At 59.8% G+C, this 22,113-nt stretch carries 18 protein-coding genes; 7 read left to right on the top strand and 11 right to left on the bottom strand.

What is annotated here, in order from left to right; translation table 11 throughout:
* Positions 1–85 precede the first annotated feature (85 nt).
* The 5 genes from infB (at position 86) to rlmB (ending at position 6,857) form a co-directional block, all read left to right on the top strand.
* Positions 86–2,938 (top strand): translation initiation factor IF-2, encoded by a 2,853-nt coding sequence (gene infB / locus SH664x_RS13145; protein ID WP_437201610.1) that lies wholly within the window; start codon positions 86–88, stop codon positions 2,936–2,938.
* Positions 2,939–3,002: 64 nt separating this feature from the next.
* The gene (gene rbfA / locus SH664x_RS13140; protein WP_437201608.1) at positions 3,003–3,422 is read left to right on the top strand and encodes a 30S ribosome-binding factor RbfA; all 420 of its coding nucleotides are present in this window, start codon (positions 3,003–3,005) and stop codon (positions 3,420–3,422) included.
* Positions 3,423–3,718: 296 nt separating this feature from the next.
* Positions 3,719–4,657 (top strand): hypothetical protein, encoded by a 939-nt coding sequence (locus tag SH664x_RS13135; protein WP_437201606.1) that lies wholly within the window; start codon positions 3,719–3,721, stop codon positions 4,655–4,657.
* A gap of 293 nt (positions 4,658–4,950) precedes the next feature.
* Entirely contained in the window at positions 4,951–5,910 is a 960-nt protein-coding gene (locus tag SH664x_RS13130) for a lysophospholipid acyltransferase family protein (RefSeq protein ID WP_437201605.1), read from the top strand.
* A 140-nt stretch (positions 5,911–6,050) separates the two neighbouring features.
* The gene (gene rlmB / locus SH664x_RS13125; protein WP_437201604.1) at positions 6,051–6,857 is read left to right on the top strand and encodes a 23S rRNA (guanosine(2251)-2'-O)-methyltransferase RlmB; all 807 of its coding nucleotides are present in this window, start codon (positions 6,051–6,053) and stop codon (positions 6,855–6,857) included.
* A gap of 259 nt (positions 6,858–7,116) precedes the next feature.
* On the opposite strand, the gene SH664x_RS13120 is transcribed toward rlmB, so the two are convergent.
* From SH664x_RS13120 to rsmA, 3 genes are all read right to left on the bottom strand, one after another.
* Complete coding sequence (locus SH664x_RS13120; protein ID WP_437201602.1) at positions 7,117–8,085, bottom strand: hypothetical protein; 969 nt, start codon at positions 8,083–8,085, stop codon at positions 7,117–7,119.
* 76 nt (positions 8,086–8,161) lie between these two features.
* Positions 8,162–9,652 carry an IMP dehydrogenase gene (gene guaB / locus SH664x_RS13115; RefSeq protein ID WP_437201601.1) on the bottom strand — a complete coding sequence of 497 codons (1,491 nt, stop codon included), beginning with the start codon at positions 9,650–9,652 and terminating at the stop codon, positions 8,162–8,164.
* Positions 9,653–9,721: 69 nt separating this feature from the next.
* The gene (gene rsmA / locus SH664x_RS13110) at positions 9,722–10,651 is read right to left on the bottom strand and encodes a 16S rRNA (adenine(1518)-N(6)/adenine(1519)-N(6))-dimethyltransferase RsmA (RefSeq protein WP_437201599.1); all 930 of its coding nucleotides are present in this window, start codon (positions 10,649–10,651) and stop codon (positions 9,722–9,724) included.
* 73 nt (positions 10,652–10,724) lie between these two features.
* Here rsmA and SH664x_RS13105 point away from each other — a divergent pair, with 73 nt between their 5' ends.
* Complete coding sequence (locus tag SH664x_RS13105; protein WP_437201597.1) at positions 10,725–11,042, top strand: hypothetical protein; 318 nt, start codon at positions 10,725–10,727, stop codon at positions 11,040–11,042.
* A 97-nt stretch (positions 11,043–11,139) separates the two neighbouring features.
* Here the strand turns inward: SH664x_RS13105 and SH664x_RS13100 are convergent, their stop codons facing one another.
* Complete coding sequence (locus SH664x_RS13100) at positions 11,140–11,772, bottom strand: riboflavin synthase (RefSeq protein ID WP_437201595.1); 633 nt, start codon at positions 11,770–11,772, stop codon at positions 11,140–11,142.
* 561 nt (positions 11,773–12,333) lie between these two features.
* Positions 12,334–13,266 carry a bifunctional riboflavin kinase/FAD synthetase gene (locus SH664x_RS13095; protein WP_437201594.1) on the bottom strand — a complete coding sequence of 311 codons (933 nt, stop codon included), beginning with the start codon at positions 13,264–13,266 and terminating at the stop codon, positions 12,334–12,336.
* Between the two features lie 279 nt (positions 13,267–13,545).
* Here SH664x_RS13095 and SH664x_RS13090 point away from each other — a divergent pair, with 279 nt between their 5' ends.
* Entirely contained in the window at positions 13,546–14,064 is a 519-nt protein-coding gene (locus tag SH664x_RS13090; protein WP_437201592.1) for a thioredoxin family protein, read from the top strand.
* 280 nt (positions 14,065–14,344) lie between these two features.
* Here SH664x_RS13090 and SH664x_RS13085 read toward each other — a convergent pair whose 3' ends face one another.
* From SH664x_RS13085 to SH664x_RS13060, 6 genes are all read right to left on the bottom strand, one after another.
* On the bottom strand, positions 14,345–14,671 hold the full coding sequence (locus SH664x_RS13085; protein ID WP_437201590.1) for a hypothetical protein: 327 nt from the start codon (positions 14,669–14,671) through the stop codon (positions 14,345–14,347).
* Positions 14,672–14,817: 146 nt separating this feature from the next.
* On the bottom strand, positions 14,818–16,164 hold the full coding sequence (locus SH664x_RS13080; protein WP_437201588.1) for an ABC transporter permease: 1,347 nt from the start codon (positions 16,162–16,164) through the stop codon (positions 14,818–14,820).
* 71 nt (positions 16,165–16,235) lie between these two features.
* Positions 16,236–16,934 (bottom strand): ABC transporter ATP-binding protein, encoded by a 699-nt coding sequence (locus SH664x_RS13075; RefSeq protein ID WP_437201586.1) that lies wholly within the window; start codon positions 16,932–16,934, stop codon positions 16,236–16,238.
* 108 nt (positions 16,935–17,042) lie between these two features.
* Entirely contained in the window at positions 17,043–18,692 is a 1,650-nt protein-coding gene (locus SH664x_RS13070) for an HlyD family efflux transporter periplasmic adaptor subunit (RefSeq protein ID WP_437201584.1), read from the bottom strand.
* Positions 18,619–21,549, bottom strand: coding sequence for a TolC family protein (locus SH664x_RS13065; RefSeq protein ID WP_437201582.1), 2,931 nt, complete (start codon positions 21,547–21,549; stop codon positions 18,619–18,621). Before SH664x_RS13065 ends, SH664x_RS13070 begins: the two co-directional genes overlap by 74 nt.
* Positions 21,546–22,022 carry a MarR family winged helix-turn-helix transcriptional regulator gene (locus tag SH664x_RS13060; RefSeq protein ID WP_437201580.1) on the bottom strand — a complete coding sequence of 159 codons (477 nt, stop codon included), beginning with the start codon at positions 22,020–22,022 and terminating at the stop codon, positions 21,546–21,548. The genes SH664x_RS13065 and SH664x_RS13060 overlap by 4 nt, the downstream gene beginning before the upstream one ends.
* Positions 22,023–22,113: the final 91 nt, after the last annotated feature.

Genomic DNA, 22,113 nt, shown 5'->3' with positions numbered 1-22,113 from the left:
CATGGGTTTGAACATGCTGCCTGAATATGAGGACGTCTCCGCCATGACGTCAACGTGATTGAGTCTTCCACCGGATTCGCGGCCGGTGGAAGCGAAGCAAACTACTGATAAGGGGTGTCGATTGAAGATCCGCATCTTCGCCTTGGCGAAGGAACTGGGACTCGACAGTAAAGATTTGATTCAGCACTGCAACGACGCAGGGCTGGATGTGAAGAGTTCTCCATTGGCCAGCATCACGCCCGATGAGCGCGATGTGCTGATGAACCACCTGCAGAAAATTGGTGGCAGCGGCCCCTCCAGCGGTCCTGCGGAAGCAGAGCCGGCGATTCCCGCCCGGGAAGAGATGCGTCCGCATGTTCCGATCCGCGAAATTCGGGATCTGGGACCACTTGCCGGTCAGATGCGGACCCGCCGCCCGCCGCGCAAGGAATCGGCTCAGTCACCCGAAGCCGAATTCGAAGTCGCGGCGACGACCCCCGAAGTGGCGGTGGCGACCGTCGAGCCAGAGCCCGTTGTTGAGATCCCCGCGGTCGTAGAGCCTCCTGTGGCCGCAGAGATTTCGCCCCCCGTTGTCGAAATCCCACAGGAAGTCCCTCCTAGCGAAGTGCCCGTGCAAACAGTTGCTGAACCTGCTCCTCCCCCCGCTCCACCCGTTGCGGAAAAACCGGTGGAAACCATGCGGCCCCGGGCGCCGATCAGCCGCTCTGACTACATCGGCCCCGGTGGCGTTGGCGGCATGTCGGCCATTCGTGAAATGAAGCCGCACGGCAGCGTGCGTCCGACGGAGGCAATCCCCAATCGCCGCGATAAAAAGCGCGGACCTGTGCTCCCGTCGCTGGCCCAGCCGTCGTTTAAGCCACCGGTCATCAAGAAGACCGAAGAACTCGTGCAGAAGCCCGATCTGGCGCTCACGGGAGACGTTCTCAAGAAGAACAAACTGGCGGACATTCTCAAGAAGAACCGGGACGATGCCACACGTCGGCCCACCGTAGCTGAAGAAGAAGAAGTCGCCGCCAAGGGGAAGGCACAGCGCGGTCTGAGTCTCGAAGAAGCCCGCGAAGCCCGCCGCAAGAAACGCCAGAAGACCCGCACCGGAGGCGAGGACGAGGACGTCGTTGTCAAAACGGCCAAGCGGCATCGCCGGTCCGTCGGAGCGACCGAGCGCAAAAGCGAAGCGACGATCTCGGTTCCGATTACCATCCGCAGCCTGTCCGAAGCGATGGGGCGCCCCGCCCGTGACCTGATCACCGTGCTGTTCAAGCAGGGGAAAATGGTCACCATCAACGACATCATCGAAGAAGAGACCGCGCTCGAAATCGCCATGGAAATGGGTGTGGAGCTCAACATCGAGCAGGAGACCGACTTCGAGGACGTGCTCGAAGCCCGCATCTCCAGCCATGAGGGCGTGAAGGAAGCGGAAATGCAGATCCGTCCCCCGATCATCACGGTGCTCGGACACGTCGACCACGGAAAAACGACGCTGGTCGATCGCCTGCGGGCCTCGAACGTGGCCGCTGGCGAAGCGGGAGGCATTACCCAGCACATTGCTGCCTACCAGGTAACGCACAACGGTCAGAAGCTCACATTCGTCGATACCCCCGGCCACGCCGCCTTCGGCGAAATGCGGGCTCGCGGTGCGAATGTGACCGACATTATCGTACTCGTGGTCGCTGCCGACGACGGCGTCATGCCGCAGACGGTGGAGTGCATCAGTCACGCCAAGGCGGCGGGCGTGCCGATCGTCGTGGCGATGAACAAGATCGATCTCCCCAACGTCAACCAGCAGAAGGTTCTGACCGAACTGTCGCAGCATGGCATTCTCCCCTCCGAGTGGGGGGGCGACGTGGAAGTAGTCCGCGTCTCGGGTCTGCAGGGCATCGGTATCGACGACCTGCTGGAAACCTTGCTGGTGACCGCGGAACTGAACGAGCTAAAGTCTCCTGTCGACGTTCCGGCCGACGGTGTGTGTCTGGAAGCTTTCCGCGACGAAGGCCGCGGACCGCTGGCCTGGGTGATCATTCGTCAGGGAACGTTGCGGGTGGGAGATCTCGTGCTGTGCGGTCCGGCTTACGGACGCGTGCGAGCAATGTATACCGATCGCGGCGAGGAAATTCAGTCCGCCGGACCGTCCACTCCGGTCAAAATCGCGGGACTCGATCAGGTTCCGGGAGCCGGCGATCATGTGTTTGTGATGGATGACATCGACGAAGCCCGCGAATACGCCGAACAGCGGCGCAGCCGCGGACGGACCGCATCGCTCGCGGGTCGCGGTGGCCCGATGTCGCTGGAAGATTTCTTCTCAGCACGTGGCGCGGGTGTCAAAGACCTGCCGTTGATCATCAAGGCCGATACCCCCGGCTCACTCGAAGCGATTCGGGGCGAACTGATGAAGATCGAGCATCCCGAAGTGCGGATCAAGATCCTGCACGAAGGGGTCGGTGGGGTCAACGAGAGCGATATCTACCTCGCGGCGTCGACCAGCGCGATTGTCATTGCCTTCCATGTGATCGCGGAAGATCGTGCCGAATCGCTCGCAGCCCAGGAAGAGATCGAGATCCGCCGTTACAAGATCATCTACAAGGTGACCGAAGACATCCGCAAAGCGCTGGAAGGTCTGCTCGAACCAGAGAAGATCGAAGTTCCGACAGGCCGGGCACTTGTGTTGCGGACGTTCAGCATCAGCCGGGTTGGAACCGTCGCGGGATGTCGCGTGCTCAACGGCACGATCGATCGTTCGAACCGCGTGCATGTGATCCGCGATCAGACCATTCTCAACAGTTACTCCATCGCCTCGCTGAAGCGAGAGAAAGACGACGCCCGCGAAGTCCGTGAAGGCTTCGAATGCGGGATTCGTCTCGAAGGCTTCAACGACGTCAAGGAAGGGGATCTGCTGGAAGCGTTCCGCATCGATGAGCGGAAACGGTCGCTGGACGAGTGATTCGAATCGCTGTTCAGTGAACGCGGTAGCCCGGTAGGATTGACGGAAAGGAGGCGGTGGACACGTGGCAAATCGACGAACCGCCAAGGTTGCAGCAGCGCTCCGGCAAGTTGTCAGCACGGCAATTCTCTTTGAATTGCGTGATCCCCGCGTGAAGAATGTCACCATTCTTTCCGTGGAAGCGGCTGAAGATCTGCGGACCGCAAAGATCTATGTCAGCATCATGGGAGATGCGAAGACTGCCCGACTTTCGCTGAAGGGGCTGAACTCCGCTCGCGGGTTTATTCAGTCTCGAATCGCGGATGAGTTGCAATTGCGGCTGACTCCCGTATTGACCTTTGTGGTCGATGAGGGCGTGAAGAAGAGTATTGAAGTCTCACGGGTTCTCCGCGACCTGCAGCCGGCCGAAGGGGAATCTGATCCGGTCGACGTTGATGGTGACGATGAGGATGACGAAGACAACTCGGGAGAAGAAGAGGAATAAGCCCGCGTTCCAGGGGGCTTCGGGATGCGGCCGCCGGAGCAGAATGCCGACTTACCCACGTTCGACTGAGCGACTCTCCGCCTGCCGGAATGCTCTGACGGACGGGACGGATCCGCTCCAGTCGCCTTGCCGTTGAGGCGAAAACACATTGTTCCGTCGGCGAATGGCGTTGCTGCAGCGGCAACCTCACGAAACACCACTGAAGAAATATCACTGCAGAAACACCACTGTCCGGCCAGGGCCGGGCTTTTGTACTGACCACACCGCGAAATTTCAGCACAGGACCGGAGGCATTGATGCCTGCCAAAGCACTGAAGGCAGCCGACAAGCAGACGATTCTGAAGAAGCTTGTCGTCGAACTGAAACGCCGATACGGCGGGTCGCTTCCGAAAGAGACGCGGCCCACGTTCGAGACGCTGCTGTTCGCCATTTGTCTCGAAGATTCCACGCACGAAAATGCAGAAGCGGCGTTCAGCAAAATGCTGGACTCATTCTTCGACCTGAATGAAATTCGCGTCTCCTCCGTCAGCGAGATCGAGGAGTCGCTGGGCGAACTGGAGGATGCGGACTGGAAAGCAACCCGCATTCGCGAGGCGCTGCAGCACACCTTCGAGAAGTTCTACGCGTTCGACCTCGAACCGCTGCGTCGCAAGACCCAGGATGTCGCGCTCAAGGAACTGAGCGAAATTCCGCACCAGACTTCTTTTGCCCGGCTGTACACGGTGCAGCATGGTCTGGGCGCCCATGTGCTGCCGATCGACCGGACGATGCACCAGGTACTGGTCTGGCTGGGACTGACCGAGCGCGATTCGACGATTGATGCCGCGGGGGAAGACCTGCGATCGGCGGTCAAGAAGGCGGAAGGGGTCCAGATCTGCTACCTCCTCAAATGCGCCGCGACCGATGCGGAGCTGCGTCCGGCATTTGAAGATGGTCCCTCCGCAAAGGAGCCGCCCGACCCGTTCGATGCCGCGAAGCGGCTGGTGGACCTGTTCAAGAACCCGCGCAAGGCCCGCAAACCAGCTCCGGCAGCGAAGCCCGCTCCCGTCAGCAAGTCCGCCGCTCCTGCTGTCAAAGCAGCCGCGCCGGCCAAGGCTGTCAGCCTGAAACGCCCGGCCAAGAAGACGACTTCCCGCAGCGAAGAGAAGTCAAAATCGTCTTCCCGTGCGAGCGTGACCAAGGTGACCAAGAAACGGCCGGAACCCAAGAAAACTGCCCGCAAGCGAACAAAATAGGTCGATTGCCGGGCTGGGCGATTTCACCGGCTGGAGTTGCCCCACCCCGTGCGAGATTGGTCCGCAGGGGGAGCCGCCTGGGTGCGTTCCACGGATCGTGATCGGCGAGCATCCCTGTCGGCAGGCGGGCCATCCGCCCGCGGAATCGGGCGGTCCACCCAGCGGCAACAGATCGGGCTGCGCTGGCCAGGAGAACGGAGAGATCTTCTACGGTGCCGGTTTCCTGTTGACCCATCCCCCTGAAACCGGCGAAACTCCGGGAGTTCGAACTCCCGGAAATTCAGAGACGGATCATGACGTTCAAGGATGTACGTTGGCGGGCCGAGTATGTCGGCTTCCGGATGGTCGGTTGCCTGTTTGAAATTCTGCCCCCGCGACTGATTGCACGGCTGTCACAGACGCTCGCCTGGGTGTTCGTGCGGATTCTTCCGCACCGGTTGACCCGGTCTCATGTGGCAGCCGAGAACATCCGGATCGCCTTCCCGGAGTACTCCGAAGCCCAAGTCGCCGATCTGATCGAGCAGATGTGGACGCATCTGTTCCGGCTCGTGTCGGAGATGATCCAGTTTCCCCGCAAGCTGCGGCTGGAAAACTGTCGCGAAGTCATCGTCTTTCGCAATCGTAAAGCGGCGGTGGAGGCTCTCAATTCCGGTCGGCCGGTTTTTCTGCTGGGAGGACACTTCGGCAACTGGGAAGCCTCGACCGCGACCTTCGGGGTGTTCGGCTTCAAGATGGGCGTGGTGGCCCGTCGACTCGACAATCCTTACCTGCACCAATGGTTCGTCGCGGCACGTGAACAGGGAGGGCACAAGCTGCTCCTGAAGTCGGGAGGATTCGACGGCATGGTCGATCTTCTGCAGATGGGTGGGAATCTGGGGCTGCTCTGTGATCAGGATGCCGGGAAGCGGGGCGTATTCGTCAACTTCTTTGGCCGACCCGCGTCGACCTTCCGTTCGATCGCCCTGCTCGCCCGCGAATACAATGCCCTCGTCGTTGTGGGTTACGGTCGGCGGTTGAAAGATGATTTCGAAAACTGCCGCTGGGTCCGTTACGAAGTTGGCTGCGAGGCGGTGATCGATGCCGCCCAGGTGGATGCCCGCGATGAAGTTCAGGATCTGACCGAGCGGTTCACCAGCGCTCTCGAACAGGCCATCCGCCGATCCCCCGAGCAATATTTCTGGGTCCACCGCCGCTGGAAGAGTGAACCCCCCAGACGCAAATCGTTTGCGCAGCCCGAACGGAAGGCGGGATAGACTATTTCAACTTCTGATTGTCCCGTTCCTGCCACGTGGTGGTGAACCAGTCATCACACCCGACGTATGCTGCGGGCCCTGGAGCGAGTAACCTGCTCGCATGTCGATGGAAAATCACGAGCGGAAACGAGGCGTGTGTCGTGGTCGGTAAGAAGCAGCGGGCAAAACGACAAGCCGGCCTGCTGGGGAACCATCAGAAATGCTGGCTCTGGGGACGGCATGCCGTGCTGGAGTCGCTGCGGGCCGGTCGCTGGCTCCCGCTGGAACTGGCTTACGATTCGCGGATGTCCGCGGATGCGGTCACCGAGGTCCAGTCGCTGGCCCAAAGCCGTCGGATCGCCATCCAGCCTGTGGAGGCATCGCAACTCGCCCGCATCTGCGGCGCGAAAGATCATCAGGGGCTTGTCGCCCGGATGCCTGTGTACCCGTATGTGCCCCTGGATGAGGTCCTCGGTTCACTCCCCCGTCAGGCGTTCATCCTGCTGCTCAATGGAATTCAGGATCCCTTCAATTTCGGGTCGATTCTGCGCTCTGCCGATTTGTTCGGGGTCGATGCGGTCATTGTCCCCACCGCCGGACAGGTGGATGTTTCTTCGCATGTGGCCCGGGCTTCAGTCGGGGCGGTGAACTATCTGTCAATCGCGCAAGCGGACTCGCTCGTCGCAACCTGTGAGCGGTTGAAATCTCTGGGTCTCAAAATTGTGGCGGCAACGGAGAAGGGGCAACTTGCTCCGGCAGACGCCCGTATGACAACGGGGCTCGCGCTGATCATCGGCAACGAGGGGGTCGGTGTCTCCCCTGCTCTGCTGGCGGAATGCGATGAGCAACTCTGCATCCCCCAGCAAGGGCATGTCGGTTCGCTCAATGCTGCGGTGGCAGCCGGGATTCTGTGTTACGAAGTGCAGCGGCAACGTCTGGCGATGCCGGACGGACGATCGCGCCGCTAGAGCATTTTGTTTTTTGATTTCCCCGTTCTTGCCACGCGGAACAGAGCGTTTCAGCCCCCGAAACGCTTGCTGCGCGGGCACTGGAAAGAGCAATCTGCTCGAGCGTTTCAGCGGGTGAAATGCTGACGTTCGCGTGACCACGACGGGGCAATCCCGGTCAAAATGCTCCTCCTCAGCAAAGAACACCGTCCGGAAGGAACGGTGTTCTTGTGTGGTCGGACATCTCGTGGCGGTCGCCCGAGGTGCGTGGGTTACGGGGTCACTGCACGAGGAAAATCAATCCCGTATAGACACCGGCGGCTGCAGCTGCGGCTTTGAGGTTCAAAGGAGCGCGATAGCACAGGTACGGTGCGGGATCGCCGGGTCGATAGTAACCGAGTACGTACTGATCGCGCCACACCGGATCGAGTGCGATCTGGTAAGGCAGCGCTGCCAGCTGCACTCCGAACTTGCCGACAGAGACGAAGGGTTGTACGCCGTCGGGAAAGGCATGGCCATAACGTTCCAGAGGAACGTCTTCAAAGTAGAGCGGCTTGTGGTACAGGTTGGAGGCTTCCCACTGGAAGGCGGTCTCGGGGAAGTGTCGTGCAGTCGAGCCGTGCGACGGCAGTGCCAGAATTTCCGGGCAGCGGGCCCGTAAATCATCCGGAATGCTGCTCGGCTGCGGACAGAGATAGGCTCCCGGGCTTTCTGAGGTCGGTGAGTAATCGTAGTAGGGCTGGATCTTGGCGATCGGCCGGAAGATCGCGTCATCGGCTCCGGGAATCAGAGAAGACGGGCCGTCGACAGCGAAATCGGGCGGTTTCGGTGGTCCCCCCCTGGGGGTTTCGAACGCGGGTGGAACTGCCGGTGGAATCAGTGAATCTCCCGAGTAGTCGGGAGCGGGGCTGGGGAGCAGGACCTTGCCCGAGGCGGGTGGGGCCGGGGTCGGCTCGCCCGCCTGTGCGGTCCGCCGGTCACCGGCAGACAGATTGCGCACTTGTGGAGATGTTGTTCTCCAGAGGTCATCCCCCAGCTCGAACGTCGCCGGTGCGGCGACCCGTTCGAAGCTGGTGCTGCTCCAGAATTCTCCCAGCGGGATTGCCCGGCCGGGGAATTCTCTTGGCGCTGCGGCGTCGCCGGTGGTCCCTTCCGGGGCTTCCCAGTTGACTTGCGTGACAGGCCACGAGGTCCACTGGGCGGCCGGCATCGGGCGCGGGGCGCCGGTGGAGGGAACGTGGGCCGCCACGTCTGCTGCCGTCGTCGGAGCAGCCAGTACCGCCCCCAGTCCGATAGCGGCGCTCCACTGCTTCAGGATCTGCCAACTAGAGCACGTCCACCGGCGAGTACTCAGTGGTGTAGTTCGGCGCTTCTTGAGTGATTGCGATGTCATGCGGATGGTTCTCCCTTACCGTGGCCGCTGACACACGCAGGAATTTGGCGCGGGTCCGGAGGTCGTCAATCGTCCTGACTCCCAGATATCCCATCCCTGCTCGCAGCCCCCCCACGAGTTGATAGAGGAGGTTGTTCAGCGGTCCTTTGTACGGAACACGCCCTTCGACACCCTCCGGAACCAGTTTCGGCGTTCCGCGCCCATCCTCTTCAGTCAGGCTTTGCCGATAACGCTCACTACTCCCCTTTACCATCGCTCCTAACGATCCCATCCCCCGATATCTCTTAAATCGCCGTCCCTGAAACAGAATCATTTCACCCGGACTCTCGTCGAGACCGGCGAGGAGACCGCCCAGCATCACGGTATGGGCACCGGCGGCGAGAGCCTTCGTCATATCCCCGCTGTAGCGGATTCCTCCGTCGCCGATGATGGGGACGTCTGTTGAACTTATGGCTTTCGCTGCGTTTGCGATGGCGGTCAGCTGGGGGACACCCACTCCAGAAATGATGCGGGTTGTGCAGATTGAACCGGGGCCGATGCCCACCTTGACGCCGTCGGCTCCCGCTTCGACGAGCGCCAGCGCCCCTTCAGCAGTAGCGATATTGCCGGCAATGACGTCGATCTGCCACTGACTTTTGAGTTTCCGCACCGTCTCAATCACATTGACTGAATGTCCGTGGGCACTGTCGACCGTGAGGACATCCACTCCGGAATGGATCAGTCGCTCGGCCCGTTCATAGTCGTGCACCCCGACCGCCGCACCAACACGCAGGCGTCCGCGGGCATCCTTGTTGGCCCGGGGAAAGCGGAGGTTCTTGTCGATGTCCTTGATTGTGATCAGCCCCCGGAGCTGGAAATGCTCATCGACCAGCAACAGCTTTTCGACCTTGTTTTCACGCAAGATCCGTTCCGCGTCTTTCAGGTTCGTATCTTCCGGAGCTGTGACCAGCTTGTCTTTCGTCATCACATCTTCGACCCGGGTGTCGCCGGAATCGAGGAAGCGAAGATCGCGACGCGTCAGAATCCCTTTTAATTTCCCATCTTCACCGACGATCGGGACACCGCCGATGTTGCGGCTGTCCATCAATTTAATGGCATCTCGCACGCTGGCGTTGGGCCGCAGGGTGACTGGATCCACAATGATCCCGTGCTCGCTCCGTTTCACCCGGTCCACCTCGAGGGCCTGCTGTTCGATCGACAGATTCTTGTGGATAATGCCGATGCCCCCCTCCTGGGCCATCCCGATGGCCATATCACTTTCCGTGACCGTGTCCATCGGACTGGAAACGATCGGCACGTTGACGGAGATGTTGCGAGTCAGTCTCGATGAGACCTCGGCCTCACCGGGCAGCAGGTCGCTGAAGGCCGGTACCAGCAGGACGTCGTCAAATGTCAGGCCAGTTTCAAGAATGCGGTCGTGCATATTCGGGACTCCTCACTTTTTTCCGGTATCGTTCCTCAGCAGCGGAGGGGTAAGCTCGGCGACTGGTTGTTAATTTTCGGGACGTTGATTGGTTATTGACTCGATGCGGGCAAACAGGCGATTTCCCAACTCAATGTGCGTGGCGACATCCAGTTCTTCCGCGCGCACCGCTTCGCCGAAGCCCATGGAGGCCAGGACAGCATCGATGTCCGACTTCTCCAGCTGCTGGCTGTACATTCCACACAGGACACTGCGTAGAAACTTGCGGCGGTAGTTGAAGGCCCTGCGAATGTAGTCGTGGAAGAATTCGCGATGCGTGATGCGGCTGCGGGCAGCGGCATTGGGCAGCACTTTCATCACGGCCGAATCAACCTTTGGACGGGGCCAGAAGACGGTCGGCCCGAGCTTTTTGGCAAGTTCGACATCGCATTGCGATTGCAGCCAGACGGAGAGCGCCCCGTAGTGCTCGTGCCTTGGCTGCGACTGCATGCGGAGGCCGACCTCGTACTGAATGGTCACCACCATCCGGATCCAGGGGAGTTCGGAGGCGACCAGGTTCGAAATGACCGGCGTGGCGATGCTGTACGGGAGATTCGCGACGAGTTTCAGCCGCCGTTGCGGGCTGACTTCCAGCTCGCGGGCAATGGTTTCCAGAATCACGGGAGCAAAGTGATTCTTGTTCTTCAGGGCATCCATGTGCAGCAACGAGACATTGCTGTAGGGAGCGATTGCCAGTGAGGCCAGCTTGTGCATGTTGCGGTCGACTTCGACCGAGATGACATGTCCGGCTTCACGGGCCATGAACGTCGTCATGCCTCCGGTCCCGGCGCCGATTTCGAGCACCACATCATCGGGGGTCAGTTCCGCTTCTCGGACGACAAATTCGATGATGTTCAGATCGATCAGGAAGTTCTGGCCCAGATCGGTGCGCGGCCGAAGTCCCTGCCGCTCGAAGAGCCGCATCAGGTGCGAGCGTGTTTGCCGTTCAACGTCGGTCATGTGTTATCACACTTGAATTGGCTGCGGACCGTGAAGAAGAATTCCATTGACTGCGAAAACGGACGGAAACAAGATGCATGCCATCGCTGTCATTTCCGGACCGGAGCGAATCACCTTGATCTTTTACAATGTGTCGGGTCTGTTGATGTTCCTGGCTTCCTTCGGGATTGCGATCTGGATGGGTTCGCTGGTTGGTCGCAATGAAGAAAGTTTTCTCATGGTTGTGGGGGGCGGCCTCCTCACCCTGTTCGATCTCACTCATCGCTGGCTTCGGAGCGGTTGGCTCGGTGGAATGCTGACCGGAGGAGGCAGCCTGTTCTTTCTGCCCGCCTGGCTTCTGGGGATCTTCTGGTTCGTCTGGGGAAGCGTCTCACTGTTGCTGGTTGAGTAGCGATTTGTCGGTTGATGGCTTCGTCCTCGCCACACGGAATCCAGCATCGCACCAGCTGCAACGCGTGTCGGGCGGGCCGGGATACAGGGAGTGCGGATCACGAAGTTCTCGGGTAGATTCCTTCCGTCATGCTCATGTTCCCCATCATCTTTTCGAGATACTTCCCGATGATATCGGTTTCGATGTTCACCAGGTCGCCGACACGGCGTCGGCCGAGTGTGGTGTGCTGCAACGTGTGAGGGATGAGGGCCACGCTGAAGCGGTCTGCTTCCACATTGACGAGAGTCAGCGAGACACCGTCGACGGTGATGCTCCCCTTGGAAACCATTTGCCTTGTCAGTGCTGCGGGGACCTGAAACCACATGGTCGTCCAGTCCCCTTCCTGCAGAACGCCATCGACCTGGCCCAAGGCATCGACATGCCCCTGCACGATATGCCCACCCAGCCGATCGCTGGCGCGGACAGAGCGTTCAAGGTTGACCAGCGAACCCGTCTGCAGCTGTCCGAGGTTGGTCCGGGAGAGGGTCTCTGATCCTGCCTGGAACGACCATTCGTTCGCCTCGATCCGAATCACGGTCAGACAGCAGCCGTTAATGGCGACGCTGTCACCCAGCTGGACGTCGTCCTGCCGTGGAAAGTCCGCACCGGGGCGTACTGAGATCTCGATCGCAGCCCCTTGCGGTCTGAGAGCGGTCACTGTTCCGAAACCTTCGACCAGTCCTGTAAACATTTGAGATCGTTGCAAATCGTGGGGTCATTGACGGACGCGCTGGAAGCAGCGCGACGGAACGTGACGTCGGCCGGAATTGCGTCCCGAGACAGGGGGATTACTGCAGCTGCGATTCCGGCACTCGTCGCGACACCCGTCTCTTGCTGCAAACGCCGTTTCGCAAATCCAGAATCAGTCCCTCCCTAGAGCAGTTTGCCTTTCGCCTTTTGATGAGCTCATTCTTGCCACGCGGAAGTGAGCATTTCACCAGGCGAAACGCTTGCTGCGCGGGCTCTGGGCAAAGCAACCTGCTCTAGAAACGCATTCAGCCCGAAGCAGTCCACACAAAATGTGGGCGACCTCGGGCTGTGAATTCTTTCGACTGAACCGTTCCATCCGCCAATTATGACGATCTGCTTCGCGGTTGTCCAATCGGCGCTTTCAAGTCCGATTCGCTGTGGAAATCAGCTGGTCAAATCGGTCTCCAGCTCAGGCTGGTGGAACTGGCGAATTCCCCCGCCGCCTGTTTCTCACTGGCACGCAAGCACCACTCCACGGGGCAAGAAGCACGCGACCGGAGGTTCAAGGGCATCCGCGTGACACGTTGCGCTGCCGGACTGCTGCGACATCACGATGGATCTGCGCCACGAGTTCAGCAGCGGAATCAAACCGCGTCAACGGTCTGATGAAGTCGAGAAATTCCAGGGATAACCGCTCTCCATACAGATCGCCGCTGAAATCGAGCAGATGAATTTCCACCTTTCTCTGCTCATCGGCGAATGTCGGGTTCGGACCGAGGTGCACTGCGCTCAGATAGCTTCCCGTGGGCGTGCAACATCGGCCGGCGTAAACCCCTTCTCCCGGAAGCAAGGTCGGGATTTCACCGAGGTTGGCAGTGGGAAATCCCAGGGTCCGTCCCCGCTCTGCTCCGCGTTGAACGATCCCCGTGACCCGGTAAGTGCGGCCGAGTAATTGGGCGGCATTCCGGACTTCTCCCCTGCTCAGGGCCTGACGCACGAGACTCGAGGAAACAATCACCCCGTTCAACTCGGTCGGCTGCACGACATCAATGGCTCTGCCGTGTCGGTGACACAATTCCCGTAACGTCTCGACGTTGCCCGCGCGGCGTTGGCCGAAGAAGAAATTTGGACCTTCAACCAGTCCCTTTGCATCGAACTCATTCAGGACGAGCTGTTCAAAGAACTCATCGGGAGTCAGTTTGAGAAGTGCCCAGTCGGTGGGATACTCGAAGACGACATCGACTCCGGCTTCGCCCAGAAGCTGGGCTTTGGTGTCCGGATCGGTCAACCGGGGGGGAGTATGTTCGGGCTTCAGCAGCGAAATCGGATGCGGTTCGAAGGTCATCACGACTGCCGGAACGGACTGGGCGTGGGCACGCTGAACCAGCTGTCGCAGGATGGCCTGATGTCCGCAATGGACGCCATCGAAGTTTCCGATCGACAGAAAGCCTCCCTGATAGCTGGCACGGTCCCCCAGTTTGCGAATTCTCTTCAACCAAACACCTTTACTGCCAAACACCTTAACCGCGACAAGTTCGTGAGTTCGTCGCTCTCAATCATGGGTGACCGGTGAGGGAGCGTCAATGCAGACGTGGGGGCTGGATTTGGTCTGTACCTGTTGGCGAGACCTACCCGTGGGCGGCGAACCTGCCTATCATGAACGGACCGGGCAGAGAGCAACGTGAATCCTGTTCCCGGACTGCCGGATCGGTCAAGCCGACGCAATTGGCCTCGACTCCGCCTGTCACCACTCAGTCGTTCAACGGGAGCAGCCATGACGCGTCTCTTAATTGTCCTCGGCGTTGTGATGGCCTTGCTGATGCTGTTTCGGGAATTCGGTCCGCGCGGTCCCCAACTGGCAAAAGTGGAGGAGATGGAACTGCCCGTTGACGAGTGGTTTCAGGAGAATGTCGTCAACAATCCGCGGCTGGTGCTGTTGGATTTCACGGCCGATTGGTGCATGTACTGCAGGCAGCAGCACGAAATCCTGACACGGCTGCAGCCGGAAATTGCCGACCAGGTGCAGATTCTGTCGGTCGACGTCGACCGTCATCCGGATCTGGCGCATTACTTTCAGGCGAGCGCACTGCCAACACTGGTGCTTTTGGATCGAGGCAAGCCGCTGGTTCGAGGTGAGGGCCTCGTTTCGTACGATTCGCTGAAGTCCGGCATCGAGAAGGAACTCAAAAAGCTCCCGTCTCAAAAAGCTCCGGAAGGAGATGCAGCACCCGGCGGATCTGCTGTTCCCCCACAGGACACAGCGCCGGCAGACGAGCCGGCGGTGGCCCTGTAAGACGCTGCGCTGTCAGGGGGCGTCGCCTTTCACTGCTCTGCGCAGTCCGCGACCGCTGGATCAGAAGCACGTCCCCGCGTGGCTTGAGCGGGTGAATCGAATCACCACGAGCTTAAGATCTTCCCTCCCCTCTCCGTCAGCGTGAGGGCTGCTGGGCTCGAACTCGGGCAGCGAAACCGAGAAGGCCCCGGTCCCGGATGTTTTCCGGGACGTGACACTCGACGTCGGTTGCTGCCCGGAGCCATCGCCCCAGGTGGGGAGCGGATCGGGTTGACGCAGCTCAACCAGCGAGAGCCCGAGGTTCTTCGGTGGGCTTGGAGCGTCGGAGTTGCTGATTCACGCTGTTGACGAGCGTGCTGATCCCGTTCAGTCGGAATCGGCGACCCTCGGACTGAGCGGACAGCTGCCATTTGGCGAGCAGGGCCACCATCGCGGCCGGGACATGCCCCGAACCGAACAGGTCAATGATGATGGCCTTGCACGCGGGGGCCGTGGCCAGCAACTGACTGAATTCCGCATCCAGTTGCTGGGTGGATGCACCGGGGTTGAGGGGCTGCAGGGAAATCCGCAGGTGATCGTTCCGCAGCGTGGCATTGAGACTGGGCATGATTTTCTCCTTGTGATCCGTCTGCTCAATTCTTACAGCGCGGATCGAGGGCGGGACTGGCAAGATGCCTGGCGAGCGCAGGAGGGATGGCTTCGATTGGCATCCGTAGGGATTGCACAATCTTTGACGTGACGGGAGAGGAAGGCTTATTCGTGACGAAGGGCTTCGATCGGGTCGAGTCGGGCGGCCGCGCGAGCCGGATAAACCCCGAAGACCAGACCGATCATGACGGAAAATCCGAGCGCGACCGGAAGGCTCCAGACCGCGATTTGTGGACTCATGTCGAGAAACATCCGGCCCATTTCCGAGGAGTCGGATGAGTTCTCAAGAATATAGGTGCGGACCAGGTATTTGATTCCGCGGAAGGCAACGGGCGTCAACAGACCCAGTCCCATTCCGATCAGACCGCCGGTTCCGGAGAGCACCACGGTTTCTACAATAAACTGTTGGGTAATATCGTTGCGTCGTGCGCCGAGTGCCCGGCGGATCCCGATTTCTCTGGTCCGTTCCGTTACCGTCGCCAGCATGATGTTCATAATGCCGATCCCCCCGACCAGGAGGCTGATGCCGGCGATCGAGCCGAGCACCACATTGAAGATATTCCGCAGCTGATCCGCCTGCTTCAGAAGTTCGAGCGGCACCACGACCGCGTAATCCTGTTTGGCCCCGTGGGTGCGTTGCAGGGTTTCGCGGACGACATCAGCGGTTCCAATGACGTCCTCGACCCTGTCGACCTTGAGTGTGATCTGGTCGAAAACGACCGACTCGGCCGACATGCTTCCCGAGCCCATTTTCATGATCAGGTCGGACGTATTGATCCGGGCCTGAAAGGTGCTCAGCGGAATGTAAACGTCGTTGTTGTAATCCTGCCCGGAAAGGCTCCCCCCAACTGCGGCAGAGGCGGTTCGCTCTTCCATGATACCGATCACCCGGTAGGCCCGATTGCGGATCTGCACCGATTGGCCGATCGGATCGTTGGTAGGGAACAGAGCCTGGGCAGTGCCGTTCGCGAGTACACAGTTGTTTGTGCGGTCGTGGATATCGCGGTCGGTCAGAAACGAGCCCCGGGCAACCTTCAGGTGGTTCATCTCCAGATACTCGGGCGTGCAGCCCACAATGCGCGCGTTGAGAGCCCATTCCAGATAGCGGACTTCAAACACGGTTTCGCGGACCGGGACGACTCCGGTGACCGAAGAGAGCGTGCGCTCGAGGACTTTCAGGTCGTCTCGGGTCAGTCCATAGCGGAGAACGCGGCTGTTGCCGGAAGTGCTGGCGGATTCTTCGGGCGGTTTAACACTGCGGACGATGATATTGGTCGCTCCCAGCTGCAGCACCTGCTGCTGGGCCTGTTGGCTGGCCCCTTCCCCGATGGCGAGCATGGCGATGACCGAAAACACGCCGAACACAATTCCCAGCATGGTCAGGCCCGACCGCAGCTTGTGCAGCAGCAGGCTTTTCATGGCCAGGTTGATTGTGCGAATCAGTCGATACATCGTGTTTCAATCGGAAAAGATCAGGTGGGGGCAGCAGCGGGTGGGGAGGGAGCCGGACCTGCCTCGTGCGATCAACCCCGGAAAACTCCGTAGCCGGCGATGACGCCGTCTTTCATAAAAATCTGTCTCTTGGCCTGTTCAGCCACGTCGGGTTCGTGTGTCACCATGATGATGGTTCTCCCTTCGGCGTTGAGTGCTTTCAGGAGTTCCATGATTTCTTCGCCGGTCTTGGAATCGAGGTTCCCGGTCGGTTCGTCGGCCATGATGATGGCGGGATTGTTAATCAGCGAACGGGCAATGGCGACGCGTTGCTGCTGTCCCCCGGAGAGCTGGAACGGCTTGTGATCGAGGCGTGTTCCGAGTCCCACTTTTTTCGCCAGCTCTTCGCAGCGGTCGTGGTCGGCCTGAGTGATGGGAGGATAGCCGGGCCGATAGTGCAGCGGCACCTCGATATTTTCCAGTACCGTGTACTGCGGAATCAGGTTGAATGACTGGAAAATGAAGCCGATCAGGCTGTTGCGGCTGGCGGAGAGTTCGTCATCGGAGAGTTTGGAGACGTCCTGACCACGCAGGTAGTATTCGCCGCTGGTTGGCCGGTCGAGCGCCCCCAGCAGGTTCAGCAGTGTGCTCTTGCCGCTTCCCGACGATCCCATGATCGCCAGAAAATCGCCGTGCGGAATATCCAGCGTGACTCCTCGCAGCGCTTTGACCAGGACGGTGCCCAGATCATAGTGCTTCTGAAGATCAACAAGGCGGGCTGCGAGATCCATGTGGGGGAGGTCGGTTTTGTGATCCGGTTGGGTGGGAGCTGCCCTGACGTCCAAGGGGATCGCCAGAGCAACTGCCGGATCAGGTGATTAACGGGATGCTTCGAGTCATCAGGGGGCTGCCTGCGGCGGACGGTTCTGTCGTCCGGCAGCCAGTTCTTCGACGGTGAGGAAACCGTCACCGTCCTTATCCAGTTGTGGAAAGCGGTCCTGCATTCCGCCCGGGGCTTCGTCCTTTGAAATCTTGCCGTCGCCATCTTTGTCGAGGCGGGCGAACATGGCGGCGGGATCTCCTCCCGCTCCTCCGCTCCCCCCCGCACCTCGGCCACCGGCCCGTTCGCCTTCGCCGCGTGCCCCCTCAGCACGAGGTCGCCCGCTCGCAGGACCGGCTGCTCCCGGTTCTCCGGCCGCGGACGGTGGAACCGCCGTGGCGGCGGCCGCCTTCTGGTCTTCTTTATTCCGTTCGGCGTTGTATTCGGCCTGCAGCTGGGTGATTTCCGTGGCAAATGTCCGGCGTGGACTCATCAGCACCCGCTCGTTTTCGGAGATGCCATCAAGGATCTCGACGTGGGTCTGATTCGTCATGCCGGTCTTAACATCCCGGCGTTCGATTCCGTTTTTCCCTTCGACATAGGCGAGCTGTCGGTCAGCCACGTTGACGACCGCCACCACCGGAACTTGAAGCACGTCGGCGCGATTGTCGACGAGAATCTCAACCTGAGAGGTCAGTCCGGGACGCAGTCGCTTGATCCGATCGACATCGTCGGTCAGTTTGATTTCCGCCTGATATTCGCGGAGGTCCATGTTGGGCCAGTTACCCGACATCGGCACCGAGGAAACGTGAGAGATTTCACCGTTGAAGATTTCATCCGGATAGGCGTCGATGCGGATCTTGGCTCGCAGTCCCCGGCGAATCGAGCCGATAAGCGATTCGTGGATGCGGCAGTTCACTTTCATCTGGGTGACGTCGGGCAGATTGATGATGGCCTGGCGTTCGCGGACTGCCGCCCCTTCTTCGATCATGACGGTGTCGCCGGATCGGCGACCGCCGCTGGAGCTGTTGGCGTAAACGACTTCGCCGTCCTGCGGAGCACGGATTGTGCAGGCTTCAATCTGAGCCAGAATTTTATCGAGTCGATCCTTCTCGACGTCATAGGTCAGCTTCTTGGCTTCCACATCTTTTTCAAGCTGTGTCAGGGTTGAGCGACCACGCAGCCGGACCCGCTCCAGTTCGCGTTCAAACTCGGTTGAGTTGGCGCTGAGCTCAGCCATCTTGCGCTTCTTGGTGTATTCCTGCAGCACTTCCAGTTCTTCCTGGGCCCCCTGCACCTTGTATTCGGCCTGTTTGACGGCGATGCGCGCCGCTTCGAGGTCATTCTGGGTCCGGTATCCTTTTTTCACCTGCTGCGAGTAAAAGGCATAGGTTTCCTTGGCCCGTAACTCTTCTTCCTTCGCCAGGGCGAGGTTGGCCTTCAGCTGCTGCTCCTGCTTGGGGTATTCCCCCTTTTCAAACGACACGAGGTCGAGGCGGGCGAGGTCCAGTTTCAGTTGGGCTGCTGCCTCGTCGCTCTGGTTCTGCCGCTTCTGGATTTCGAGAGCTTCGGTGGCCTGGGCCATGGTGGAGCCGGCCTGGGTGAAGGTGATTTCCTGCTGCTTGGCTTTTTCACGCAAGAGTGAAGAATCGAGCTCACAGACCACTTCGCCCGATTTCACCATCGTTCCTTCCGGGACGATGCTGATAATCGTTGTCGAGCCTTCCACGAGGCTGGTCAGGGTGGCGTTTCTCTGGCTGTCGAGATTCCCCTGAACCGACAGCGTGATCAGAAACGGCCCACGGGTAGCCCGCTCCAGGATCATGTCTTTCGGCGTTGACTTGGCGGATGACGCCTCGCTCGGGAACGGCCACCAGCCCGTCTTCAGAAACCCGCCCGCCCAGGCGACTGTAGCCAGTGCCAGCATCGCCAGTACCAGGAGCATCCAGGTCGGCAGACGGCCCGCGCGGTTGGTTTGATTGCTCATTGAGTTCACTCCGATAGAACGCATCGTTCCACATTCCATCCTCCATGATATCCATAATCCCCATATCACGGTAGATGTTGAGCCGATTTCGTTCGTATGAGATATAGTTTCCGATCAACTGGTTTTGGGCGTTGAGCAATTGTGACAACGCCGTATTCAGGTTGTTACCCTGCAGACCGCTACCACTGCTGGAAGATGTTGTCGAGTTGACACTTCCGGGAGCCGCGCTTTGGTTCACGGCGTTATCATACTGCAGAGCGGCCAGACGGACTGCCCGCCGGGACGTCTCGAGGTTCTGCTTGAGCACAAACAGCTGTCTCCAGGCGACGCGGACCTGCTGTTTGACCTGATCCTCGAACAGCATATAGGCCCGCCGCTGCCGCTGATAATTGATCTGCGCGATCCGGTAGGCATTCCGCTCGTCAATCTGGTCGAGTGGAGCCGTAAACTGCAGTCCTGCCCGAATCTGGCTCTGGTCGCCACGAAACTCAAACGGTGTATTTGTGTTGGGTGTATTGAAGTCTCCTTCCACGACGACACTCAAGGCTGATTGCAGGGCATTTGCCGCAATTTCCACGCGCCGCCGGGCATCCATCACCTGAGCCCGCGCATTCATCAAATCCAGCCGATTTTCCATCGCCGTGGCGATGGCATTCTGCATGGCAATTTCAAAGGGCTGAACCTCGATTAGCTCCACCCTCATGCTTAATTGGACGACTGCCAGGTTCTGGGCGAGTCGAACGACATCTTCCCGCACCATCCCGATGTCCTGGTAAATCGCCCGTCGCCGGACGAGGTCAGGATCTTCTTCGGACCCCGGCTGGCTGGCGGGCGGTTCCGTCCGCAGCATGGCTCCGATGGCCTGCACGTCCAGCAGAACCTGATCGAGATCACGTTCCGCCTCCTCGTACAGCAGTTCGGCCCGCGAGATATCCTTCTGCAATTGAATCCGATCTGCTTCCTCAGCCAGCATTGCAAGTCGTTTGGGGAGAGCCGCCCGCACGCCCGCCAGATCGGCCCGAACGTAACTCAGGGCTTCTTCCTGAACCCGGCGAACGATGGTCTGCAGTTCTTCGTAACTCCTATGAAGTGTCGCGAGATCGGGATTATCCGTATTCAGGGCTTCCCACTGCTCCACAAACGCCTTTCCCTGATCCTCCAAAGCGGTCAGACGGGGATCGATCAGCTGAAACGGGATCAGGAGATCATCGTCAATCGTCAGCTCCATGTCTGTTGGTAAACCCAGCAGCAGCTTGAAGTTGTCGAGATCGTCCTGGAGCACCCGTTCTGAGGCGCGCAGTGAATTGATCGAGTTCGCCAGCTGGGACTGCAGGTTCAACACGTCGAGGGTCGCCACCTCCTGCTTCAGCAGATTGATCAGGTTGTCCACTGCCAGATGGAACTCCGGATCTGGCCGAAGGTTCCGCATCATCTCGATTTCCGCGTCCGTCACCGGATCCGGACTGCGCCAGTATAGGCGGTAGAGGGGATCCCCTTCGTAGGCCAGCTTGGTGGCCAGTTCCGGCGGAATGTCGACCGGCTGTTCGAGAGTGACACTCGCAAACTGCTTGTTACGGGCAGATTCCGCCAGCAGGCGATCGACCTGCTCCTGCAGACGTTTGACGTTGCCACGAGCGTTGGTGATCTGCTGTACATCCTGCAGCAGAACGAGGTATCCCGAGGGACCGCCGACGACATCCGTAAACAGCTGCTGCCGGAACCGGGCGAGGACGCGAGCTTGATACAACAGGGCTCGCTCGGCCTGTGTCAGCCCTTCCAGACCAACCTTGCGTCCCGCACCGAACAGCAGCGGCTGTACGATGGAAAAGGAGAGCGTGGACATCGAGCGGGTGGCGCTTCCGCCGCTGAACAGCCAGAGCGTGTTGTTGGCGAACTCCACGGCATACTGGGTTCCGGCGGGGAGCAGCTGACTGACACCTCCACGGACATTGCCTGTCCCACCGTCCGGTGCTCCGTGCGGTGTAAAGAACGCAGCGGCCCCGGCGGTTGGTTCGACTCCGCTGGCGGTCAGATAGCGAACGCCAAACTGGAATCTCTGGAATGTCACTGCCAGAGCAGCCAGGTAGACAGATTCGATCTGGAACTGGTAATCGCGGTTGTTGATCTGTGCCAGTTCCACCGCTTCGGGGAGTGTGACTCCCTTCAGGGCGGGGACCGGGGCGACGTATTCCCCCGTTAAGGGGTCAATCAGATCGGTGCTGAGACCCAGATTGGCCATCCACTGAGGATTTTCGACCGACATCAGGTCGCCGAATTTGTGCCATCCCTTGTACCCCTCCCAGCCGTCGACCCAGTGCATGAAGACATGCGCGGCCGGATCATCGGGAGGCAGCGGTTCGCAATCCGGGTTGAACGGATCATAGAAGCGGCTGCGGGGGTCGGGAGTCAGGTCAATGCGCGGAAGGTTCCAGAGCGGATTGTTCAGCTTTTCCGTGATGGCTTCATAGGAGTCACGGTCGGCCTGATCGCGCCAGAAGGTGCGGGAACAGCCGGCCAGATTGCCGAGCAGCATGGCGGAACCGGCCAGCAGCGAGAGACAGCGAGCCACGCGGCTCGTTCGCAGGTGAGAGCTGGTCATGCGGACCTCCGTTGGGTCTGGAGGTTCAGATTCAGAGCATCAACGGCGCTCAACATTGAGTCGAGCACCTGATTGAACTGCTGGAAAAATTGAGGGGTCAGGTGGGCGGAGAGATCGAGCCCCAACTCCGCCTTGATTTCGGCGATCGAGGCACAGCTGGAGCGGCCCAGATCGGTTGCTGTCAGCAGCGTTTTCCGTCGATCGATGGTGCTCCGCTCGCGGCAGAGCAGCCCCTCGCGGCGCATCCGTTCGATCAGGGCACAGAGATTGGACTCCGAAAGGCAAAGGTCGTTTGCCAGTTCGGTCTGGGTCCACGCCTCCGGAGCACCGGAAAGGACCTCCAGCACCGCGGCGCGGGACTCATTGAGTCCGGCCTGGGCGTAGCGGGCAGAGAGTTCCTGGCGCAGACGCCGGGAAAGTCTGTTCCATTTCTGGAGCCAGGCAGTATCGGTGGATTTTTGATTGGGAACCATCTTCGGAATCCGGAACACGGAAACGGCAAGGTGCGTTATCCAATGATTCGGATCGGAATGATTCCAATCTGTAATGAATCAACCGACTTTG

The organism is Planctomicrobium aquicomposti (assembly GCF_051466325.1).
Taxonomy (GTDB): Bacteria; Planctomycetota; Planctomycetia; order Planctomycetales; family Planctomycetaceae; genus Planctomicrobium.
Note: the sequence above shows the minus strand (reverse complement) of the source record. Positions and strands in the feature narration are given on the sequence as shown.

Bases quoted from the DNA above. Each gene is read 5' to 3' on its own strand.
- SH664x_RS13135 (WP_437201606.1), top strand. From the start codon at position 3,719: ATGCCTGCCAAAGCACTGAAGGCAGCCGACAAGCAGACGATTCTGAAG.
- SH664x_RS13130 (WP_437201605.1), top strand. From the start codon at position 4,951: ATGACGTTCAAGGATGTACGTTGGCGGGCCGAGTATGTCGGCTTCCGG.
- guaB (WP_437201601.1), bottom strand. From the start codon at position 9,652: ATGCACGACCGCATTCTTGAAACTGGCCTGACATTTGACGACGTCCTG.
- rsmA (WP_437201599.1), bottom strand. From the start codon at position 10,651: ATGACCGACGTTGAACGGCAAACACGCTCGCACCTGATGCGGCTCTTC.
- SH664x_RS13105 (WP_437201597.1), top strand. From the start codon at position 10,725: ATGCATGCCATCGCTGTCATTTCCGGACCGGAGCGAATCACCTTGATC.
- SH664x_RS13100 (WP_437201595.1), bottom strand. From the start codon at position 11,772: ATGTTTACAGGACTGGTCGAAGGTTTCGGAACAGTGACCGCTCTCAGA.
- SH664x_RS13090 (WP_437201592.1), top strand. From the start codon at position 13,546: ATGACGCGTCTCTTAATTGTCCTCGGCGTTGTGATGGCCTTGCTGATG.
- SH664x_RS13085 (WP_437201590.1), bottom strand. From the start codon at position 14,671: ATGCCCAGTCTCAATGCCACGCTGCGGAACGATCACCTGCGGATTTCC.
- SH664x_RS13080 (WP_437201588.1), bottom strand. From the start codon at position 16,164: ATGTATCGACTGATTCGCACAATCAACCTGGCCATGAAAAGCCTGCTG.
- SH664x_RS13075 (WP_437201586.1), bottom strand. From the start codon at position 16,934: ATGGATCTCGCAGCCCGCCTTGTTGATCTTCAGAAGCACTATGATCTG.
- SH664x_RS13065 (WP_437201582.1), bottom strand. From the start codon at position 21,549: ATGACCAGCTCTCACCTGCGAACGAGCCGCGTGGCTCGCTGTCTCTCG.
- SH664x_RS13060 (WP_437201580.1), bottom strand. From the start codon at position 22,022: ATGGTTCCCAATCAAAAATCCACCGATACTGCCTGGCTCCAGAAATGG.